The sequence below is a fragment of the Nocardia asteroides genome (genome assembly GCA_019930625.1).
GTDB lineage: Bacteria > Actinomycetota > Actinomycetes > Mycobacteriales > Mycobacteriaceae > Nocardia > Nocardia sputi.
Genome location: CP082844.1, coordinates 53,189 through 74,058, shown reverse-complemented (window position 1 = coordinate 74,058; position 20,870 = coordinate 53,189). Strand labels below are relative to the sequence as shown.

Annotated in this window: 19 protein-coding genes; 7 read left to right on the top strand and 12 right to left on the bottom strand. The window is 69.0% G+C overall.

Going from position 1 to position 20,870, the window contains the following annotated elements; genetic code table 11:
- Positions 1-6 precede the first annotated feature (6 nt).
- The 9 genes from K8O92_00400 to K8O92_00360 are packed head-to-tail and all read right to left on the bottom strand — an operon-like array spanning position 7 to position 10,165.
- The gene (locus K8O92_00400) at positions 7-696 is read right to left on the bottom strand and encodes an SDR family oxidoreductase (GenBank protein ID UAK32548.1); all 690 of its coding nucleotides are present in this window, start codon (positions 694-696) and stop codon (positions 7-9) included.
- A 20-nt stretch (positions 697-716) separates the two neighbouring features.
- On the bottom strand, positions 717-2,099 hold the full coding sequence (gene rfaE2 / locus K8O92_00395) for a D-glycero-beta-D-manno-heptose 1-phosphate adenylyltransferase (GenBank protein ID UAK32547.1): 1,383 nt from the start codon (positions 2,097-2,099) through the stop codon (positions 717-719).
- Positions 2,096-2,659: an SIS domain-containing protein gene (locus tag K8O92_00390; protein ID UAK32546.1), complete on the bottom strand. Its 564-nt coding sequence runs from the start codon at positions 2,657-2,659 to the stop codon at positions 2,096-2,098. Before K8O92_00390 ends, rfaE2 begins: the two co-directional genes overlap by 4 nt.
- Complete coding sequence (locus K8O92_00385; GenBank protein UAK32545.1) at positions 2,656-3,699, bottom strand: glycosyltransferase family 9 protein; 1,044 nt, start codon at positions 3,697-3,699, stop codon at positions 2,656-2,658. Before K8O92_00385 ends, K8O92_00390 begins: the two co-directional genes overlap by 4 nt.
- The gene (locus K8O92_00380) at positions 3,696-5,198 is read right to left on the bottom strand and encodes an HAD-IIIA family hydrolase (protein ID UAK32544.1); all 1,503 of its coding nucleotides are present in this window, start codon (positions 5,196-5,198) and stop codon (positions 3,696-3,698) included. The genes K8O92_00385 and K8O92_00380 overlap by 4 nt, the downstream gene beginning before the upstream one ends.
- Positions 5,195-6,817 carry a carbamoyltransferase gene (locus K8O92_00375; GenBank protein ID UAK32543.1) on the bottom strand — a complete coding sequence of 541 codons (1,623 nt, stop codon included), beginning with the start codon at positions 6,815-6,817 and terminating at the stop codon, positions 5,195-5,197. The genes K8O92_00380 and K8O92_00375 overlap by 4 nt, the downstream gene beginning before the upstream one ends.
- A gap of 54 nt (positions 6,818-6,871) precedes the next feature.
- The gene (locus tag K8O92_00370; GenBank protein UAK32542.1) at positions 6,872-7,888 is read right to left on the bottom strand and encodes an SDR family oxidoreductase; all 1,017 of its coding nucleotides are present in this window, start codon (positions 7,886-7,888) and stop codon (positions 6,872-6,874) included.
- Positions 7,889-7,890: 2 nt separating this feature from the next.
- Positions 7,891-9,156, bottom strand: coding sequence for a glycosyltransferase (locus K8O92_00365; protein ID UAK35347.1), 1,266 nt, complete (start codon positions 9,154-9,156; stop codon positions 7,891-7,893).
- 31 nt (positions 9,157-9,187) lie between these two features.
- Positions 9,188-10,165, bottom strand: coding sequence for a glycosyltransferase (locus K8O92_00360; protein ID UAK32541.1), 978 nt, complete (start codon positions 10,163-10,165; stop codon positions 9,188-9,190).
- Between the two features lie 160 nt (positions 10,166-10,325).
- On the opposite strand from K8O92_00360, the gene K8O92_00355 reads away from it, so the two are divergent.
- From K8O92_00355 to K8O92_00335, 5 genes are all read left to right on the top strand, one after another.
- Positions 10,326-11,717 (top strand): aldehyde dehydrogenase family protein, encoded by a 1,392-nt coding sequence (locus tag K8O92_00355; GenBank protein ID UAK32540.1) that lies wholly within the window; start codon positions 10,326-10,328, stop codon positions 11,715-11,717.
- 186 nt (positions 11,718-11,903) lie between these two features.
- Complete coding sequence (locus K8O92_00350) at positions 11,904-12,791, top strand: polysaccharide pyruvyl transferase family protein (GenBank protein UAK35346.1); 888 nt, start codon at positions 11,904-11,906, stop codon at positions 12,789-12,791.
- A gap of 11 nt (positions 12,792-12,802) precedes the next feature.
- Positions 12,803-13,672, top strand: a complete 870-nt coding sequence (locus tag K8O92_00345; GenBank protein ID UAK32539.1) for a glycosyltransferase — start codon at positions 12,803-12,805, stop codon at positions 13,670-13,672.
- Between the two features lie 19 nt (positions 13,673-13,691).
- On the top strand, positions 13,692-14,573 hold the full coding sequence (locus tag K8O92_00340) for a glycosyltransferase (GenBank protein UAK35345.1): 882 nt from the start codon (positions 13,692-13,694) through the stop codon (positions 14,571-14,573).
- Between the two features lie 284 nt (positions 14,574-14,857).
- The gene (locus K8O92_00335) at positions 14,858-16,321 is read left to right on the top strand and encodes a multidrug efflux MFS transporter (protein ID UAK32538.1); all 1,464 of its coding nucleotides are present in this window, start codon (positions 14,858-14,860) and stop codon (positions 16,319-16,321) included.
- A 240-nt stretch (positions 16,322-16,561) separates the two neighbouring features.
- On the opposite strand, the gene K8O92_00330 is transcribed toward K8O92_00335, so the two are convergent.
- A complete protein-coding gene (locus tag K8O92_00330; protein ID UAK32537.1) occupies positions 16,562-16,957 on the bottom strand; it encodes a DUF6010 family protein in 396 nt (131 codons plus the stop codon).
- A gap of 247 nt (positions 16,958-17,204) precedes the next feature.
- Here K8O92_00330 and K8O92_00325 point away from each other — a divergent pair, with 247 nt between their 5' ends.
- Positions 17,205-17,456 carry a CsbD family protein gene (locus K8O92_00325; protein ID UAK32536.1) on the top strand — a complete coding sequence of 84 codons (252 nt, stop codon included), beginning with the start codon at positions 17,205-17,207 and terminating at the stop codon, positions 17,454-17,456.
- Between the two features lie 178 nt (positions 17,457-17,634).
- Here K8O92_00325 and K8O92_00320 read toward each other — a convergent pair whose 3' ends face one another.
- Positions 17,635-18,825: a lipase family protein gene (locus tag K8O92_00320; protein ID UAK32535.1), complete on the bottom strand. Its 1,191-nt coding sequence runs from the start codon at positions 18,823-18,825 to the stop codon at positions 17,635-17,637.
- A 196-nt stretch (positions 18,826-19,021) separates the two neighbouring features.
- Between K8O92_00320 and K8O92_00315 the strand changes: the two genes are divergently transcribed.
- A complete protein-coding gene (locus K8O92_00315; protein ID UAK32534.1) occupies positions 19,022-20,023 on the top strand; it encodes a YdcF family protein in 1,002 nt (333 codons plus the stop codon).
- 2 nt (positions 20,024-20,025) lie between these two features.
- Here the strand turns inward: K8O92_00315 and K8O92_00310 are convergent, their stop codons facing one another.
- The gene (locus tag K8O92_00310) at positions 20,026-20,772 is read right to left on the bottom strand and encodes a glucose 1-dehydrogenase (GenBank protein ID UAK32533.1); all 747 of its coding nucleotides are present in this window, start codon (positions 20,770-20,772) and stop codon (positions 20,026-20,028) included.
- Between the last annotated feature and the right edge of the window lie 98 nt (positions 20,773-20,870).

The following is a 20,870-nucleotide window of genomic DNA, read 5'->3' as shown; positions in this document are numbered from 1 at the left end:
AGTGCGTCAAGGCCACGAACCTTCTTCCGACGCGCACACGACCATCTCCCGGACCTCGCAGCCGGGCGGCTGGCTCAGCGCGAAGACCACCGCGGCGGCGACGTCGTGGGGTTGGTTGAGTTTCGCGTCGGGCGGCGGCTTGTACTGCTCGTCGCGGTCATCGAAGAACGCGGTATGCATTCCCCCCGGGATCAGCAACGTCACCCCGACGCTGCCCGCCGTCTCGGCGGCGAGCGCCCTGGTGAAGCCGACGACGCCGAATTTCGAAGCGCAATAGGCGGTCGCGTCACCGACCGCTTTGATGCCCAGGGTGGAAGCGCAGGTGACTACCGTTCCCTTGCTTTCCCGCAGGGCCGGAAGGGCGGCACGGATCACGGCGGCTGTGCCGAACAGGTTGACCTGGACCACGTATTCCCACTTCTTCGTAGGCACCTTGTCCAGCGGGCCGCACGCGTCGGTTCCGGCGGCGGTGAACACGCCGTCGATCCGCCCGCCCGCACGCTCGATGATCTCGTGCACAGCCTGTTCGGCGGCGTCGGTATCGGCGAGGTCGGCACGCACGAAGTCGACCGGCGTCTCGGGCTCCACCCGGTCGATCACGTACGGGCGGCCCCCGTTCTCGCGCACGGCGGCGGTAACGGCCGCGCCGAGCCCGGAAGCGCCGCCGGTGATCAAGATATTGCCGAGGGTTCGCATCGTGCTCCTTCGCTGTCGGGTCAGCCGCCGGCCTGGGCCGCGGCGACCAGCTGTGATGTCGAGTAACTGGGCACCGTGGGGACGAGCGCGATCTCGCCGCCGTAACCGCGAACGACTTCGGCCTCGGGCAGCTCGGCGCCGGAGTAATCGCCGCCCTTGACCCACACATCGGGACGCAGGCGGTCCAGCAGCGCGCTCGGTGTGGACTCGTCGAACACGACGACGGCGTCCACCGAGGACAATTCGGTGAGCAGCCGGGCGCGATCGCGTGCGGTGACGATCGGGCGGCGCGGCCCTTTCAGACGCCGCACCGACGCATCGGAGTTCAGGCAGACCACCAGCGCGTCGCCCATGGCGCGTGCCTGGCGCAGCAAGCTCACATGGCCGGGGTGCAGTAGATCGAAGCAGCCGCCGGTGGCGACGAGTCTGCCGCCGCGCGACCTGATCCGCGCCGCCACCTCGAACGCCGACTCGCCCGCTTCCTCGGTGCTCGCCTTGGTGACAGCGGCGCTGTCGCACGTGGACAGCGTGACCGCGCCGCCCGCGGCGACGAATTCGGCCGCCGCGTCCACGGCGCGCGACACCGCATCGGCCACCGTGGACCCGTCGAAGAGCGCGGCGGTCGCGGCCGAGGCGAATCGGTCGCCCGCGCCGCAGGTGTCGGAACCGGCGTGCCCGGCGATACGCACCTCGGCGGGCACGGGCACCACGGTGAGCCGCTTCCCATTGGCGAGCACCGCCCCGCCCGATCCGGTGGTGACCGCGACCGAATCCGCGGACCACTCGTCGCGAAGCACCTTCGCCAACTCGTCGGGTTCGACGTATCCCGGCGCGAACTGACGCGCCTCTCTCAGATTCGGTGAGACCAGCGACGCACCCGGCGTGGGCGCCGGACCGCGCGGATGTGGATCCCACACCACCGGCACGGCCCGGGACAGGTCGGTCAGCAGGTGCCGGATGCTCGGATTCGCGGCCACACCCCGGCCGTAGTCCGCGACGAGGATCGCCCCGGCCGCCCGCAGCGTCCTGGTGACCGCGGCGCTCACCGGACCGCCGTCCGCGGTCCCGTCGCCGGTGTCCAGTCGCAGCAGCGACTGACCGGAGGCGCGGACGCGGGTCTTTCGTACCGTCTCGCCGCGCAGCAGCATCGGAACGACCTGCACGTGCAGGTCGAGCAGTCGCGCGAGGATGTGGCCGTCGTGGTCGTCGGTGGTCGCGGTGATCAGCGCGACCTCGGCGACCGACTGGGCGGCCAGCGCGGCGGCCAAGCCGGCGCCGCCCGGACGTATCCACTGGCGATCCACGTCCACCACGGGCACGGGCGCTTCGGGGGATAGCCGGTCGGCGACACCCTCGATGTCGACGTCGAGAATGACGTCGCCGACCACGACCAACGGCTTCATGTCGGTACCCCCAGTGCGTCGTCGAGCGCCACGCACAAGGCGTGCACCAAGACCAGATGCACCTCCTGCACCGTCGCGGTGGTGGACGCCTCCACGGCCACCGCGTCGTCGCACAGTGCCGCGAGCGGATTGGGCGCGGGTCCGGTCATGGCCCACGTGGTGATGCCGATGTCGCGCGCCGCTTTCGCCGCGGCCACCACGTTCTGGCTGGTGCCGCTGGTGGACAGCAAGAGGAGGACGTCATCGGGCCTGCCGTGCGCCCGGACCTGACGTGCGAACAATTCGGTTGCGCCGTAGTCGTTCACGATCGCGGTGCCCGCCGAGGTGTCGGCGTGCAAGGCGATCGCCGACAGCGGGCGCCGCTCGGTGCGGAAGCGGCCGACCAGCTCACCGGTCAGGTGCTGGGCTTCGGCGGCGCTGCCACCGTTGCCGCACGCGAGCAATCTGCCACCGTTGTCGAGTACTTCCGCCAGTTCCCGCCCCCACCTGCGGATATTCGGTGCGAAGCGACTTGTGCGCTCCAGTGCGGTACGCAAAGCCGCGAAATGCTCCTCGATCACGACACACCTCCTGTCCGCGGACGCTCGCGCTTGCCTGCACCGAGTTCTTCCGCCACCATGACGACCTGCTCGGGGGTGATCGACTCGAGGCATGGGTGCCCCGCGACCGGGCACTCCCGGGCCCTGCTGCCCCGGCACGGCGCGCGTTGGTCACCGAGCATCGCCACCGGCACGCCGTAGGGCGCCCAGCGCTCGGCGGGCACGACCGGTGCGAAGAGGGACACCACCGGCGTCCCGACGGCTGCGGCGAGATGCGCCGGACCGGTGTTGGGCGCTACCACGACGCTCGCGTCGCGGAGCACGGCGGCGAGCTCGGGCAGGGTGGTGGCTCCGCCGAGGTCGATGGCGTGGACACCGGCGACAGCATCGGTGAGCGGTCGGTCGGAGGTGGCCCCGGTCACGATCACCCGGTGACCGGCGCCGGTCAGCGCGGCGACAATGGCCGCCGAACGGGCCGCCGACGGCTGCCGCGCCGGTACCGAGGCGGCGGGATGCACCACCACATAGCCCGGTTCGCCGGTCAGGCCAACGACTTTCGGGAGTGGTTGTCTGACCGCGAGTTTCCCGTCGTCCCCGCGCGGCAATCGGAAACCGGCCGCTTCGGCGAGCGACAGCGCGCGTTCGGCTTCGGGGGGATCGCCTTCGACGCGATGGCGTAGATCCAGCAGCGAACCGGGGTAGTCGTCGGAGATCGCGCCGATCCACCGCACCCCGGCCATCCTGAGCAGCAGCGCCAGCGGTAGCGGCGACTGGTGGAAGGACGTGAGGATCAACGCCAGGTCCACGTCGAGTGCGCGTATCCGTTCGATGAACGCGTTCACGCCCGCCGCGGTGATCTCGGGCGGCTCCGGGTCGATCCACGGCGCACACCAGGTCAGAACCTGTTGCACACCCGGAAGGAGCTCGCCGCCGGCGCGGCCTCGCGGCCCGGTCAACAGCGTCACCGCATCGACGTGCGCGGCCACCGCGCGCACGCACGGTCCCGCCAGCAGCACATCGCCGATGTTGTCCATGCGTGCCACCAACGCCCGGCGCGTCATGGCGAACCCGCCATCGCCAGCCGTACCGCTTCGGCCAGATTCTGCGCCACGGTCGCTTCCCGACGCGCGCGATGCACCTCTTCGGGGCGGGTTCTCGCCGTGGGCACCAGGATCGCGCGTGCGCCCGCGGATATGGCGGCGTCCATATCGGCGCCGATGTCGCCGATGAGCACGCACCGGCCGACGTCGACGCCGAGATCCGCGGCTGCCCGTCGCACCATGCCCGGCTCGGGTTTGCGACACCCGCAGCCGTCGCCCTCGCCGTGCACGCACACCTGCCACGTCGCGAAAGGTCCGAGCAGTTCCTCGACCCGGGCGTTCACCGCCGCCAGTTGCCCGGGGCTGATCAATCCTCTCGCGACGCCGGACTGGTTGCTCACGATGCCGAGCTGTATGCCGGCCGCACGCGCCATCTCCAGCGCTTCGACGGCACCCGGCACCGGCTGAACCTCGGCCGGGTCGGCGAGGTAGGGGACATCGACGATGAGGGTGTCGTCCCGGTCGAACAACAACGCCAGCGGTGAGGTGTGGGTCGCGTGCCGGTGGCGCAGTTCGCCGCGCAGGCGGTGCCAGCACGCAGCCGGTGGAATCAGCGCGCTGCTCACCGTCATCCGGCCGATTTCGCCGGGCGTGCGAGGCCCCGGCGCGATGCGGCGCGTGGCGAATGCGCCGGTCAGCGTCATCCAGATCGCCGCCGACAGGAAGGCGGGGCGTTTGCGGCCTGCGATGCCGAGCGTCATGGCCAGCGCACCCGCGGCCGTGGTCAGCGCGTGGCGGGGGAGAAGCCCGTCGGCTTCACCGATGCGCTGACGCCACCGCGCCCCGTACTTGCGCCGCAGCAACGCGTTGTCGGCGTTCCCGCGTTGTGCTCGCACACTGGCCAAGGCCCCCGAGGACGCGCGGACCGGATGGCGAGTCAGCCGTTGCCCGGGTGCGATGACGTAACCGGCGAGGCAGACGCGCAACGCCAGATCGGCGTCTTCGCGAAACGCCCTCGGAAATCGCTCGTCGAAGCCTCCGACCGCGGCCAGCGCCGACCGGCGGTAGGCCATGTCCGCTGTGATCCACCGCGCGGTGGCCAGCCGTGCGGTTCCTCGTTCCTCGTCGGTCGGTCGCCGGTATTTCGGCAGCGGCACCTCGATGCGGGCGGTGGAAGCCGCCGTCTTCTCGTCCAGACCGTGCAGGTCCTCGGCCAAGCGGGCAGGCCAATCCGGCGTGGTGAGCACATCGTCGTCGAGGAACGCGATCCACGTGCCCGTGGCATGCCGCCACCCCGCGTTCCTCGCGGCAGCGGGTCCGCGACCACCCGAGCGGATGACTCGCACCGGAGGCCGTGTGCCGGGCAGCGGCAGTTCCCCGCCTGCGGGCCGATCGTCTACCACGATGATTTCCTGTGGCCTCGGCCCCGCCGCGGTGTCGAGCGACTCGAGCAGCACCCGAAGACTCTCCCGGCCCGTAGTCGGGATCACGATGCTGTAGTCCACGGTATGGCCGGTCATGGCCGCCGTACCAGAAACGGGCCGATGGCCAGCAGGTCGATCGGGGCGGAACCGAAGCACTCGAGGGCGTCGCGAGGCGAATCGACCATCGGCCTGCCCGCGGTGTTCAAGCTCGTGTTGACCACCACGGGCAACCCTGTGCGCCGGTCGAACTCCGACAACATCCGCGCTAAGACCGGGTTGTCCGCGGGATCGACGGTCTGCACCCGCGCGGTGCCGTCCACATGCGTCACGGCGGGAATCCGGGTGCGCCATGCCGGGGCGACATCGTGGACGAACAGCATGTACGGGCTCGGCAACGGTCCGCGTCCGAAGATCTCCGACGCCCGGTCGGCGAGCACCATGGGGGCGAGCGGCCGGAACTGTTCGCGCCCCTTCACATCGTTGAGGCGTTCCAGGTTGGCCGCCCGACCGGGATGCGCGAGCAGCGAACGATGCCCGAGCGCGCGGGGGCCGAATTCGGCCCGGCCCTGGAACCAGGCCACCACCCGGTCCTCCGCGAGCGCTTGCGCCACTTCGGCGGCAACGTCTTCGGACCTGGTGTACCGGATCTTCGCCGTGCGGAGAATGGTTTCCAGTTCCTGGTCCGTCCACTCGCGGCCGAGATCGGCCCCCCACATCGGGGTGGCACGCTCACCGAACTCGGCCGCCAACTGGAGCGCGGCGCCCAGGGCGGTGCCCGCGTCACCCGCCGCCGGTTGCACCCAGATCCGTTCGTAGGGGCCTTCGTCGTGCAGCCGGGTGTTGGCCACGCAGTTCAGCGCGATGCCGCCGGCGAGTGTGAGATTGCGCTGCCCGGTCTGACGATGCAGCCAGGACGTCAACTCCAGCAACACGTCCTCGAGTCGTCGTTGGACGCTCGCGGCGAGGTCGGCGTGGTCCCCGCCGAGGTCACCGCCGGTCGCGGCGGGGGCGAAGCACTCCCAGTCCACGGGTTCGGTTCGAAAACCACCGTCACCGGTGGAATACACCAGTTCCCGGAAGCGGTCGAGGAAGCGGGGCGTGCCGTAGGAGGCGAGGGCCATCACCTTGTATTCGTCGCTGGACCGGGCGAATCCGAGATGTGCGGTGAGATCCTCGTACATCAGCCCGAGCGAGTGCGGCAGCCGCTGTGCCGCCAGCTCCACGAACTTGCCGTCGCGGTACTCTCCGGCGAGATAGGACTGGCTCTCGCCGCGACCGTCGGCCACGAGGACCGCCGAGTCGCCGAACGGCGCCGCGAGCGCTGCTGACGCGGCGTGCGCCACGTGATGCCGCACGAAGCGCACGATCGAGGGATCGAGGCCGGGCAACGCGGCCCGGAGAAAAGCGGGCGCCCTGAACGCGTAATCCGTTCGCGTCTCCTCGCTTTTGTCGTCGAGACCGCCGAGCGAATGATCGACCAGCCCCGGGTCGTAGGAGTAGCCCACCGCGTCGAGCTGGTCTGGGCGTATCCCCGCTCGGTCCAGGCACCATGCTGCCGCTTGCTCGGGCAGTTCCCACGCGGAAAAAGGCACCGGCCGTTTGCCGTGTTTGCGACGTGTGAACCGCTCTTCTTCGGCGGCCGCGACGATCTCGCCGTCCACGACCACGGCAGCAGCAGGATCGTGGAATACCGCGTTTACTCCCAGAATGCGCACGGGTCGCCTTTCTGTTCGAGACGCGCGGGACCTGCCCGCTGACGTATACGGGCGCTACCCGCTGAAGCCGCCGCTAAACTGGGTTGCTGTACCGAGCCGCTCAGGCGGTAATTCTTCCGCCGACATAAACGCCCCGCCTGCGAACCAGTCGATCGTGCGGTGCAACCCATCTGCCCTGGTAACCAACGGTCGCCAGCCGAGTTCGCGCTGAGCCAGCGAGATGTCCGGACAGCGCCGTTTCGGATCGTCTATCGCGCCGTCGACAAAATGCACAACGGATCGGCTGCCGGTTATCGCGCGAATTTCCTCGGCGAGTCCCCGGACGGTGATTTCGTGCGGATTGCCGATATTGACCGGGCCGGGATGGTCGGAGGAAGCGAGTGCGATCAGGCCGCGCACCGTGTCCTCCACATAACAGAGAGAACGGGTTTGCTCGCCGGTTCCCGCAATGGTGAGTGGTGCGCCGGACAAGGCCTGAGCGATGAATGTCGGAACCATTCGTCCGTCGTCGCTCCGCATATACGGACCGTAGGTATTGAAAATCCGTGCTATTCCGGTCTGCACTCCCCGTTCCCGGCGAAATGCCATAGTCAAAGCCTCGGCAAAACGTTTCGCCTCGTCGTAGACGCTGCGCGGACCGACCGGGTTGACGTTGCCCCAGTAACTCTCGGGCTGCGGGTGGACGGCCGGGTCGCCGTATACCTCGCTCGTGGACGCGAGTACGAATCGAGCTCGATCCCGCTCGGCCAGGTCGAGGGCGTTGGCGGTTCCTAGTGCACCGGCTCGCAGCGTCTCGATCGGCAGCCGCAGGTAGTCCGGAGGCGACGCGGCGGAGGCGAGGTGGAAGACGAGGTCGAACGAGCCCACCGCGGGCCACGGCTCGGTGACGTCGTGCCGCACGAGGTCGAACCCTGGTCGGTCCAGCAGCCGGGCGACGTTGTCCGGTGTGGAGGTGGCGAAGTTGTCGAGCGCGAGAACGGCTGCGCCCGCGTCGAGCAACTGCTCACACAGGTGCGATCCGACGAACCCGCAACCGCCGGTGACCAGCGCACGTTCGTAGCGCCGAGACACGGCTATCGCCTACCCGTCGCCGGTCGCTCGGCGCTGCCGTCGAGCGAGCGGCCGCGACCGGGCTCGCTGTTGTTTCGCGCCCGTCCGGCCGCGGTCACCCGGCGGTACGCGCGAAGTGTCTCCGTGGCGATCCGGTCCCACGAATAGCGCTTCTCTACGCGCTCGCGGCCTGCGCGACCGTACCTGTGCCTGAGTGCGGGCGCACTCAGAAGATCGCGGACCGCGTCAGCCAATTCCAAGGGGGCCTGCGGGGCGATGAGCCTGCCGGTCACACCGTCGACGACGGTATCGATGAGGCCTCCGACCGCAGCGGCCACCACCGGAACGCCACATGCCATCGCTTCTAGCGGTGTCATGCCGAATGGTTCGTACCAGGGCGTGCACACGGCCACATCCGCCGACCTCAACAGGGGAGCCATTCGTGTCCTCGGCACCCGGCCCAGCATGTGGAGCCGGTCTCGCACGCCGAGCGCGTCCGCCAATGCCAGGAGCCGCCCGCCTTCCGGGTCATCGGCGAGTTCGCCGCCGTCCGGGCCGCCGACCAGAACCAGTTCGGTGTCGGGCAGGCTGGTGAGCGCGGTGATCGCGATGTCGAAACCTTTGCGTGGCACCAACCTGCCCACGCTGACCATCCGGTGCACGGCCGACCTCGGTGCGCTCGGTCCCTCGGGCGTGAACTGCTCCGGATCCACGCCGCAGGGGATCACCGACGTGCGGGAGCGAGGCACGCCCATCCTGGCCAGTTCGAACACCTCGTCGGTACAGGTGGCGATGATGCGGTCGGTCCGCTCGGCGATCAGTTGTTCGAGGCGCACCCGGTCGGCCGGACTGGTGTCGTGCGTGCCCTGATAGCGGCGTTTCACCACCCCGAGGGCGTGAAACGTCTGTACCACCGGGATATCCGCGGGCCGAGCGGCACGCAGTGCCGCCAGCCCCGACATCCAGAAATGCGCGTGCACCACATCGGGGCGTTCGTGCCGCCACTGCTCGTGCAGAAAGTCGCCGAATTCATCCATGTACGGCGGCAATTCGTCCTTCGGCAATGCGCGAGCCGGTCCGGCCGGGACATTGATCACGCGGTAACCCTGTTCGGTGGTAACCGTGCGCGGCGCCTCGGCGTCCTCGCGTCGCGTGTAGACGGTCACCTCGTGCCCGTGCCGGCACAGGGCCGCGGACAGCTCCGCGACATGGACGTTCTGCCCACCGGCATCGACGCCGCCCAACAGGGCGAGCGGGCTGGCGTGTTCGGACACCATCGCGATCTTCATCATCGTGCCTTTCCGGTCCGGGACACTGCCGTCATTCGGTGAGCTCGGCGAGCAGGGAGTCCCACCGCCGCAGGAAGGCGTCGAGGCTGTAGTGCTCCAGCGCGAACTGCCGTGCCGACTTGCCCGCGAGCACGGCGAGATCGGGTTCGTGGAGCAATTCGCGGAACTTCGCGGTGAGTGACGCGACGTCGCACGAAATGGCCCCGGCCTCCGGCGGCACCGCGCTGACGGCCTCGGTCGTGGCGAGAGCCACCACCGGCATGGCCAGGTGCATGGCTTCCAGCAGGGACAAGCCGAGCGAGGTCCACCGCGCGGTGTGCAGATACACCCTTCTGCGCGCCATTTCGGGATGCAATGCCGACTGTTCGAAGTCGCCGATGCCGCGAATCGGATAGCGGGCCGGTTTGTCCGCCGTGTAGTCGCTCGCTCCGATGCCGTACAGATCGACGGGTCCCGCCATCGCGAAGTCGGGCAACAGATCACTTCCCGTGATCCTTCCGCGCCGCGCCGGTTCGTTGATCAGCGCTACGCCGTGCGGGATTTCGCCGGTGTACAGCGCGCCGGGGTCCACGATCCCGTGCGGCACGACCCGGGTGGGGGTGCTCCCGTTGTCCCACATCAGATTGTTGAAATGCGTGACGTGCACGATCGGGATGTCGGCGCGTTCGGCCAGCGGATGCCTGGTGGTGGCCGCGCTGGGCCGCGGAGCGTTGTGCTCGACGTAGACCGCCGGAATGTCGACGCCGGGACGACGACCGAGCCATTGCTCGATCAGGGCGATTTCCTCCGGGCGCTGGAGAACGACCACGTCCGGCTCGATTTCCCGCAACCGGCCTGCGGGCACCTCCTCGGCGGAGGGCCAGTCGCGGCCGCACCTCCCGCGGCCCCACGGCCCGCCGTCTTCCACCACAGGGATCAGGTAGCGGTGCGGTCCTCGCACGAACGACGTCGTCCAAGAGCCGTGCACGTGCCATAACAGCACTCCGAGCCGTTCGGTGGTTTCGGCCATGTCGATAGCTCTTGCCTTTTACTGCCGGATCAAACCCGAGCCCGGGCTCGCAGCGAATCATCGGCTATTGCTGTTCAACTGGTGGTTGTCCAGAAATACAGCGTTTCAGCTATCGCCACGAGCCGGTTTGAAACCCCGCCTGCGAGGCAATGTCCGCGATATGAGCGGACCGAGCGCTGTCACGTTTCCCGCAGGACAAGACGCGACCGAAACGATCGAGATCCTCGATCCGGCCACCGGCGCCACTGTCGGCAAGGTGGCCATGACCGGTATGGCGGAGATCGATTCGCGCCTGGAGCTGGCCAACCGTGTGCAGCCGGTCTGGGCGCGAACCCCGGCGGGCGAGCGGGCCGCCGCGCTACGCGCGAGCGCCGCCTTGCTTCGCGAGCGTGCCGATGAACTCGCCGAGCTCAATCGGGTCGAGACCGGACGTCCACTCTCCGAGAGCAAGGAGGGTGTGGCGGCAGGCGCCGCGACGTTGGAGCAATATGCCGAGCTCGGACCGGTGCACCGAGGCAAGAGCCTGCAGGGGAACTTCGAGGCCACCGACCTCATGGTGTGGGAACCGCGCGGCGTCGTCATCGCCCTGACGCCGTGGAACGATCCCGTGGCGGTGTCCTGCGGATTGCTCGGCGCGGCGCTGGTCACGGGAAACACGGTCGTGTACAAGCCGAGTGAACGCGCGCCGCATACCGGCGGGCTGCTGGGCGATCTGCTCGCCGGTGCGCTCCCGGAGGGCGTTCTGCAGACGGTGCAGGGCGATGGGAGGGTCGGCGCGCTGCTGGCCGCACGTTCCGATGTGGACGTCGTCGCGCATGTCGGTAGCACGGCCACCGGACGGTCGATCGCGAAAAGCGCTGCGACCACGGGTGCCAAGGCATTGCTGGAAAACGGCGGCAACGACGCGCTCGTCGTCGACACCGGGGTCGATCCGGTCTGGGCGGCGGGTCAGGCGGCGCTCGGCGCGTTCGCCAACTCCGGCCAGATCTGCGTGTCCGTCGAGCGGATCTTCGCGCACCGGGACGTCGCGGAGGCCTTTCTCGCCGCGCTGGTCGCCGAAGCCGAGGCCAGGACGGTGGCGCCGTTGGTCGACCGGCGCCATCGCGATCACGTCCACGCCCACGTGCGCGAGGCGGTGGACCACGGGGCCGAGCTGATGACCGGCGGCGTGGTGCCGGACGGTGCCGGCGCGCACTATCCGGCCACCGTGTTGGCCCACTGCGATCCGAAGATGCGCATCATGCGTGAGGAAACGTTCGGTCCGGTCGCGCCGGTGCGGGTGGTGGATTCGTTCGAGCAGGGCATCGCGGAAGCGGCGAACGACGACTACGGACTCGCGGCGACCGTGCTCACTCCGTCGATGGCCAACGCGCAGCGCGCCTGGCGGGAACTGCCGGTGGGCACGGTGAAGATCAACGCGGTGTTCGGCGGGGCGCCCGGCGGTGCGGCGCACCCACGCCGGGCCAGCGGAGCAGGCTTCGGTTACGGACCCGAGTTGCTGGACGAGATGACCCAGACGAAGGTCGTGCACCTGCGCCCGGCGAAAATCTAGGGGCCATCCGATGCGCCACGTCACGGTCCCGGAGACGCCGCGTGCCGCGGCAGACCTCGCGGGGTGCCTGCACCGGGACGCCGTGCGGCACGACGGATCTCGCGGATCCGCGCACCGCGGTGACGGTAGTCGAGGGCAGCGCGGAAAGATCGCCGAGGTGGCCGAATGACCCACGGTGCACCGGACATGCGGGTACTTGTCACCGGGTGGCCCAGCTTCGTGCACGGCGAAGCGACAGCGGGGGACGTTCTCAGCATGAGCCGCGTGTGCGACGCTCTCGCATCCGCCGGGATACCCCATGACACGGCGTGGAGCCCCGCATTCCGTTCCGACGCCTTGCATCTGGACGACGCCGACTCCCAACGCTATTCCCACCTCGTGTTCGTGTGCGGGCCCGCGCATGGGGAGCAGGTGCGGTTTCTGCACGAACGGTATGCGAACTGCCGACGCATCGCGGTGGGCGTTTCCGTTCTCGATCCGGCCGATGCGGCGGTCACCGGATTCCACCGCGTCTTGCCGCGCGACGGCCTGTCCACCGCGCGACCGGACATGGCCGTCGCGGCGTCCACCGTCACCGTCCCGGTGGTTGGCGTCGCGTTCGCGCCGGGACAGGCCGAATACGGCACGGCCCGGCGGCATGGGTCGGTGCACCGGGCGTTGATGCGCTGGCTATGCGATCTGGACTGCGCCCGGCTACCGCTCGATACCAGGCTGGCGTCCGACGACTGGCGCCACTGCCGCACGCCCGATCAGCTCGCGTCGGTGTTCTCCCGTCTCGACGCGGTGGTCACGACCCGCCTGCACGGCCTGGTGCTGGGCCTGCGAGCCGGTGTGCCGGTCCTGGCGGTGGATCCCATCGCGGGCGGGGGAAAGGTCACCGCGCAAGCGGGGGCGTTGGACTGGCCCGCATTGGTCTCCGCCGAGCAAACCGCCGACGCGGGCGCGTTCGAGCATTGGTGGCGCTGGTGTCTGTCGTCGGAGGGACGCGATCGCGCGCGGCGGCGTGAGTTTCCCGCGGCCGACGCCTTGACTCGGGAACTGCTCGACGAGCTGCTCACGGGACGTCCGGCGTGAACCCTCCGACCATGGCGAAGACGACAGTCGTCATCGCCACCCGGAACCGGGCTTCGGAATTGGCCCGTACCTTGACCGAGTTGTGCGCCCTGCGCCCGCGTCCCCCGATCGTGGTGCTGGACAACGCCTCGGTCGACGACACCGCAGGCGAGGCGGAGGCATTCCCGGATGTGAAAGTCCTCCGGCTGAACCGCAATCTCGCGGCGGCGGCGCGCAATCTCGGCGTCGCGCTCGCCCGGACGCCGTACGTGGCTTTCAGTGACGACGACTCCTGGTGGGCCGCCGACGCGCTGCCCGAGGCAGAGCGGGTGCTGGACGCCTGTCCGCGGCTCGGTCTGGTAGCGGGACGCACGCTGGTGGGTGCCGACGAGCGTGACGACCCCGTCAACGAACTGATGGCGACCAGCCCGCTCGGGCATCATCCCGAGCTTCCGGGTCCGTCGGTGCTCGGCTTCCTGGCCTGTGCGGCGATCGTCAGGAGGGAGGCCTACCTGCAAGCCGCCGGATTCAGTCCGCTGCTGCATTTCGGCGCCGAGGAACGGTTGCTGTCGCTCGACCTGGCGGCCTGCGGGTGGGACCTCTGTTATGTGGCGCAAGTGCGTGCCCACCATCACCCGTCGGCGCGGCGACCGCCGCCCGCGTGGCGCAGGCGAGCCGAACAGCGCAACAACGCGTTGATCGCCTGGATGCGGCGGCCGCTGCGGCGGTGCGCGGCCGAGTCCGCGGTCCTGCTGCGCCGGGCGGCCCGAGACCCCGCGGCGTTGCGCGCGGTGGCGGGCTTCCTGGGCCGCCTGCCGTGGGCGTTGGCGCAGCGGCGCCGACTGCCGCCGGAGGTGGAACGTCAGGCCAGGATCCTGGAACTCGCCCACGGAAGGAAGTGACCGGATGGCCACGGAACGAATGACGGTCGTCGTCATCACTCGCGACCGGCGCGATCAACTGTTGGAAACGCTCGCGCACATGACCGCGCTCCCCGACGCGGCGCCGATCATCCTCGTGGACAACGGGTCGACGGACGGCACGGCCGACGCGGTCGCCGCGACCTTCCCCGCCGTCGACCTCATCCGCTCGCCGGAGAACCTGGGTGCGGTGGCCAGGAACATCGCGGTCGAGCGGGTGGTCACGCCGTATGTGGCCTTCTGCGACGACGACACCCGATGGCAGCCGGGCGCCTTGACCCGCGCCGCCGACCTGCTCGACCAGTATTCCGGCCTGGCTTCGGTGACCGGACGATGCCTGGTCGCGCCCGACCTGCACGAGGACCCGATCACCCCCGAACTGCGCGATTCACCGATCTGTGGGCCCGACTGGCTGCCGGGGCCCGCTCTGCTCGGTGTGATGGCGGCGCTGTCCGCCTTCCGGGTCAGTGCGTTCGAACAAGTCGGCGGCTTCTCCCCGCGGTTGTGGTTCGGCGGCGAGGAGGAACTGCTCGCACTCGACCTCGCGGCGCACGGCTGGTGGATGTGCTGGATCGAGGACATGCTGATCCATCACGAGCCCTCACCCGCACGTGATTCGACCCTTCGCCGGCGGCTCGGTATCCGGAACACCCTGTGGACGTTGTGGCTGCGCCGCCCGGTGCGAAGCGCCGCCCGGCGGACCGCCGTGGTGCTCGACTCGGCCCCGGCAGACCTGACGACGGCCGCGGCCGTCCTCGAGGTGGTGTGTGGACTGCCCTGGGTGCTCCGCGAACGAGAAGTTCTGCCGCCGCGCGTGGAGGAGGGCCTGGTATTGCTGGAAGAATCCCAGCTCCGTTCCGTCGCCCGCCGTTACGTGGGCTGACGGGTACGACCACGGCATCGGCGTCCGGAGGTGTTGTGACCAGCTTCACTGTTGATTGCGGCAGCTCGGGGGAACCCCTGTTGACCAGCTGTTCCGATGCGGACGCGCAGGGCATCTGCGGGAGAATCCGGTGGTTTGTGTCGGTGCCGGCCGGAATACTGACCCGCGCCCGATGAGTTCGAGCAGCTGAAGCCGTCTCGACCACTGTGGCGCCGGGACGCGATTCGGTGACTCGGCGACGGGCCACGTATTCCAGCAACCGCCAACGTTTCCGGAGGTATCCGATGTCCGCCGAACCATCCGCTCCAGTCTCGGGAGGACGGACACCGATTGTCATCCGGGTGTTGGTGCTCGCGACGTTCGTGGTGATCCTGAACGAGACCATCATGATCAACGCGATCCCGCGGCTGATGGGAGACCTCTCGATCACCGACCGGGCGGCGCAATGGGTGTCGACGGCGTTCATGCTGACGATGGCGGCGGTCATCCCGACCACCGGCTGGTTCCTGCAGCGTGTGACCACTCGTCAGGCTTACGCCGCGGCGATGGCCGTCTTCCTGGCAGGTACCGCGCTGTCGGCCGTCGCGCCGTCGTTCGCGGTGCTGCTGCTCGGCCGGATCATCCAAGCCTTCGGCACCGCGGTGATGATGCCGCTGCTGATGACCACGCTGATGACGGTGGTGCCCGAGCACGATCGCGGCAGGGTGATGGGCAATGTCACCTTGGCCATTTCGGTGGCGCCGGCCATGGGGCCGGTGATCTCCGGAGCGGTGCTGCAGATCGGTTCGTGGCGTTGGCTTTTCGTGCTGGTGCTGCCGATCGCGGGCGTGATCACCTGGCTGGGTCTGCGCCAGCTGGAGAACGTCGGTGAACCGCAGGCCGGGCAGATCGACCCGATCGGCGTGGCACTGGCCGCGCTCGGCTTCGGTGGGCTGGTGTTCGGGCTCAGCCGGTTCGAGAGCGGCCACCTCACCACCCCGGCGCTGATCGTCTCCGCGGGCTCGGCGCTCATCGCCGCGTTCGTGTGGCGTCAGTTGCGCCTGCAGCGCACCGGCACTCCGCTGCTGGACCTGCGGGTCCTGTTGTCGGGCACCTACACCAAGGCGCTGGTGCTGATGTCGGTCGCGTTCATGGCGATGCTCGGCTCGATGATCCTGCTGCCGTTGTACCTGCAGAACCTGCGTGGCCTGAGCCCGTTGGCCACCGGTTTGCTGGTGATGCCGGGCGGGTTGGCGATGGGTCTGCTCGGCCCGACGGTCGGTCGCCTGTTCGACCGGTTCGGCGGACGTTCGCTGGTGATTCCCGGTTCGGTCGGCATCGCCGCCTCGCTGGCGGGCTTCACGCAGATCTCGATGACCATGCCGTACTGGCAGCTGCTGGCCCTGCACATCCTGCTCATGGTGTCGCTGGCCGCGGCCTTCACCCCGGTCTTCACCCTCGGTCTCGGCGCTCTGCCGCAGCACCTGTACTCGCACGGCAGCTCCATGCTGGGCACCTTGCAGCAGGTCGCCGCGGCTTTCGGCACCGCCCTGGTGGTGACGGTGATGTCGGCGCGCAGCACCACGCTGGTCGGCGATGGCCTCGACGCCGTCACCGCCCAGCTCGACGGCATGCGTTTGGCCTTCCTCGTCTCCGCCGCCTTGGCGCTGATCGTGATCGTCATGGCGGTGCTGTTGCCGAGCCGGGCCGCCGCCCCCGTGGAAGCCGAGGAACCGGAGACCGCGACGCCCGAGCTGGTCAAGGGCTGAACAAGGTTCGGCACCACCGAGCCCGGCCGCATCGCGCGGATTCCGGGGTCGTTGCCCCAACGCTGTTCGACTGGCTTCTGCCAGGAACTCGGCTGAGCGCTCGGCTGGTTTTTCCAGCCGAGCGTTTCGCGTAGGCGGCAATCGTGCGCGGTGACTTCGTTCGCATGTTCGGGAGGCACGGTGCCGGTCGGTAGACCTCCGCGGAGGCGATCGCTTCGACGCGCGAGGTGGTGACCACGCTCACGCCGTCGCGGGCCGGCCCCGGAAAGAGAAGAGCGAGCGTCCGCCGTAAAGGCACCACACGGCGATGACAGGGTCGCAGATGGCGCAGCCGAGGGACGAGTCGTGGGCGAACGGGATGATGGGGTTGCCCTTGAAGTGGTGCAGTAGATCCCAAGCGGTGTGCACGAGCCACGCGATCCCGATGAAGGTCCAGGACTCCAATCCGCGGTACGCGCAATACGTGACGATGGCGGTGAAAGCGAATTCCCAGCCGCCGAATCCACCACCGCTGAGGTAAGCGGCGCCCGCGCCCGCGACCATGACGGCATTGAAACGGCGGCGCTGGGGCTCGGGGATGGCCGACATCGCCAGCGCGTAGAGGACGCCGATCAGCACCGGCGCGACATACATCATCTTTCGCTGATCTCCTTGTGTGACAGCCCCTTCGGGATTCGAACCTATCCAGCCGATCGATGGCCTCCCAGAGGCATTCATGCCAGGTTCCACCGGGAATTCGCCAACCACCAGTGGTTCTTCTCGGGTTCCGAAAGGGGTGTCTGGGAGTACGAAGACGACCGGTGGTCGCGGTCACAGGCCGATTGAGGGCGGCATGGGCGGGTATGCGGCGGATGTCAGCCGACTAGTGAATGGGAGGTATGCGATGCCGGACCATCAGACCGGACCGCGAGAAGCTGTCGAGGGTGTCGTCGAGGACGTCAAGGGGAAGGCGAAGGAAGCCGCCGGCGTCATCACCGGTGACCAGGACCTGAAGAAAGAGGGTCGCGCGCAGCAGGACAAGGCCGAATCCCAGCGGGAGGCGGCGCGCAAGGAAGCCGAGGCCGAAAAGGCCCGGGCGGAAGCGGATCTCGATGAGGCGCGCCAGAACGCGTACGAGAGCGGGAAGGACGTCTAGTTCCCGGTGCGGAATTCGATGCGGCGGTGGGGCGCAACGCCCCCTTCCCGGTCGGCGACGAATCGTCGCCGACCGGGCCGCCGACCACTCCGCGGAGGAAGAGCTCGCGGTCAGCGGCGCGCACCCGGTGCCGAGCACAAGGTGAGATCCGCTCATCGCGACGACAAAGCGCGCTCGCTCAGCAGTTGCTAGGTGCGGGCACACCCTTGAAGCGCGCTTCCAGCCAGGCCAGAGCCGACGGCATCCCGAGCACCGCGGCGGACAAATGGTCTGGGCTGAGGAACTTCTCGTATTGGGCTTGCACGCCCGCCTCACAGTAGCGCCGGAGCGTGTGGTCGACCGACTCCACCGGAATCAGCGCGTCGTGCTGTGCGCGCCACTGGAATACCGGCATGGCCGGGATATCGGCGGAGAGTTCCAGACTGTTCTCCTCGAGCACGCCGCGTGCGCGCTGATCGCTGGCGAGCGAGTTCGATGCCGCGACGTCCACGATGGCGCGACCGGCGCCGACCAGCAGGATCTCGTTGGTGCAACTGTCGGCGATCCGGTCCCGGACCGACAATCCGACCGAGTTCAGGTGTTCGCTCACCGGCAATCGCGCCGGGTACTCCCGCTCCAATCCGATGGCGGCCGCGAAAGCGAGCCCGAACGCCGCGTGCGGCGCGTAGCCGATGCCCTCGATCATCTTGACCAGGTTCGTCGGCACCCCGCCCGCGGCGACGCCGACGAGCGGCAGTTCCGGCGCGTAGGTCGGCGCGAGCGCCGCCGCCCACGCGCTCGCCATGCCTCCGCCGGAGTAGCCGAGCATGGCGACCGGGCTGTCGGCCAATCCGAGTTCGGCGACCCGCCGTGCGGCGCGGATGCCGTCCAGGGTGATCATGCCGCCGAGTTTCGCCGCGCCGTAGGCGCTGGTCGGCCCGAGATGGTCGGGGAGAGCGACGGACCAGCCGCGCAGCAGCAGAGCGTTGAGGGCGGGCGCTTCCCGCACCTCCAGACTCGGGTCGCTGGTGTAGAGCACGCGGGACACCGCGCACCGGGTGCCGAGTCCGTTGATGATGTGCTGATAGGACAGCAGCGGCCCACCGGGGGCGGGATTCGGCGGGGTCAGCACGGTGGTGGTGGCCGCGATCGGCTCGCCCGCGGAGTTGGTCGAGCGGAACTTGATCATCGTGACCGTCGCGCCGGGGAAGGCGAGTAGGCCGGGCATCGTCCGTACCGCGAGGACGTCGCCGGGTACGGCGCGGTCCAAGCCGGCCGGAGTGGCGTAGAACGGATCGGGATCAGGTGCGGGATAGATCGGTTGAGCTGTGGCCTGCGGTGTGATCGCACAGAGCGCGGCCGCGGCGGTGGCGATGACCAATCGAAGCATGGCTTTCGGCGACTCCCATTCATCACGACGTGCTGTTTCGTAACGCTGGTGTGCTGAAGTCTTATGCTCCGAAGACCGGTCGCTGCGACCGATGTCCGGACCTGGACACTCTAGGGGACGATCGGAAAAAGCCGAGGTAGCCGCGCCGCTCAGGGACGGCGGGGCGCTCTGCTCGCTCGTCGGCTACCGTGGCCCGGTGCTTCTGCTGGTCGTCGGCGTGGTCCTGCTCGGTGTGTTCGCGGTGCGATTCTGCAGGGACCGCAGGCGGCTGGGGCACGGTGTGTATCTGCTACTCGGGACGGCGTTCGTCGGCGCGTGGGCGGTCGACCGGCTTGCCGACGACGATCTTCCGGTGGTGCTCGCGCCACTGCTCGTGCTCTTGTCGCCGCTGTTGGTGCTGGTGCTCGCCGGGCTGTTGATCGGCAACGGCGCGCAATTGGTGCGCCGTGAGGGGTGGCGTATCCCGAACCTGCTGCCGTTCGGGCTCGGTATCGCGCTCTTGGCGCCGTATGTCGTACTGGCTCTCGCCCTCTCGACCGAGAACTTCTGGTTCGTGGTCCTGCTGGCCTCGCTGACTACCGCGATCGGCTACATCGGGTTCCTGTTCGCGGCGTTTCTGCTGTACACGCTCTGCTACGGCCTGCTGCCCTATCGCCGCGGGATGGAGGCGATCGTCGTGCACGGCGCCGGGTTGGTCGAGGGCGACGTGCCGCCGCTGTTGGCCGCGCGCCTGGATCGGGCGCTCGAGGTCTACCGCGGCGAGGCAGAGCGGGGGCGCGCCCCGCTGCTGATCGTCAGCGGAGGTAGAGGATCCGACGAGGAGGTCTCCGAGGCGTCGGCGATGGCGGAGTACCTGATCGACCACGGCGTGCCGGAAGACCACGTGGTGCTGGAGGATCGGTCGGGCACCACCGAGGAGAACCTGCTCTTCACCAAGCGGCTGCTCGGCGAACGCGGCGCGGCCGCGCGAATGGTGTTGGTGACAAGCAACTTCCACATCCTGCGCACGGCGATCCTGGCACGCCGCCTGGACCTCGATGCCGAGGTGACGGGTGCCGAGACCGCCTTCTACTACCTGCCGAGCGCGTTCCTGCGCGAGTTCGCCGCGCTGTTGGTGGCCTACAAATGGACCAACGTGGTAGCGGGTGTTGCCCTGGTCTCGCTTCCGCCGCTCGCCCTGCTCGCCACCCGGGGCTGAACTCAGCCGCCGAAGCTCTTGTGCGGAACGCCCACGGTCAGGCCGCCGTCGATGACGAACTCCGCTCCGGTGGAGTACGACGATTCGTCGCTGGCCAGGAACGTCACCAGGGCGGAGACCTCGGCCGGGTCGGCGGCGCGGCCGAGCGGGATCTGCAGGAAGTCCTCGGGGATGTTCTCCGTCATCGGGGTCCGGATCAGGCCGGGGTGCACGGAATTCACCCGGATCTTGTACTGCGCCAGCTCGAGCGCGGTGGACTTGGTCAACCCGCGCACGGCGAATTTGGTGGCCGTGTAGCCGTGCAGGCCCGGGCTGCCGCGCATGCCCTCGACGGAGGAGATGTTGATGATCGAGCCGCCGCCCGCCTCGATCATGGCGGGCGTGGCGGCCTGCATGCCGAGAAACGTGCCGGTCAGGTTGATGTCGATGATGCGCTGCCATTCGGCCAGCTCGAACGCGACGAGCAGGTTGCCGTTCACGATGCCTGCGTTGTTCACCAGGACGCTCAGCGACCCGAACCGCCCGACCGCCTCGCCGACGGCTTTGCGCCAGTCGTCCGGCTCGCGCACATCGAGGTGGACGTAGGCGGCGTTGTCGCCGAGTTCCGCGGCGACCGCGGCGCCCTCGTCGTCGAGCACGTCGCCCAGCACGACTCGCGCGTCCTCGGCGATCAGCGCCCTGGCGTGCGCCGCGCCCATGCCGCGCGCTCCGCCGCTGATCAACGCCACCTTGCCGGTCAACCGCCCCATGCGGGGTACCTCCGTCTCTCGAACCTTGCCTGCAACACGTTACAGAAGTGCACCCCTGTAAGCGCCCATGCCATCCTGTGGCGGCGGATAGTTTCATG